Origin of the sequence: Streptomyces sp. CBMA123 (genome assembly GCF_014596465.1) — a bacterium.
GTDB lineage: Bacteria > Actinomycetota > Actinomycetes > Streptomycetales > Streptomycetaceae > Kitasatospora.
Window position 1 is genome coordinate 1 of the sequence record NZ_MECK01000573.1, and the last position, 437, is coordinate 437.

Genomic DNA, 437 nt, shown 5'->3' on the forward strand with positions numbered 1-437 from the left:
CGCGGCCTCCCACGTCCTTCATCGGTTCCTAGTGCCAAGGCATCCACCGTGCGCCCTTAAAAACTTGGCCACAGATGCTCGCGTCCACTGTGCAGTTCTCAAACAACGACCAGTCACACACCCTCGATGATCAAACGATCATCTCAAGTGAGGCCGGCAACCATGAGGCAACTTCCGTTCCCTCAGGACCCAACAACGTGCCCGACACACCCGCTACAGACTCTGTGTTCCACGCCGAAGCAGTACTAACAGGCCCTACCGAATGTGCCGAATAGTCAACGTTCCACCCATGAGCAACCGTGCAGAACATTCGCCTGCAAGCGGCATATTGCTCCTTAGAAAGGAGGTGATCCAGCCGCACCTTCCGGTACGGCTACCTTGTTACGACTTCGTCCCAATCGCTGGTCCCACCTTCGACGGCTCCTCCCCTTACGGGT

Annotated in this window: 1 rRNA gene; it reads right to left on the bottom strand. The window is 57.0% G+C overall.

Annotated elements, in window-relative coordinates:
• Nucleotides 1–339: 339 nt before the first annotated feature.
• Nucleotides 340–437 (bottom strand): 16S ribosomal RNA (locus BG452_RS37510); the annotation flags it as partial.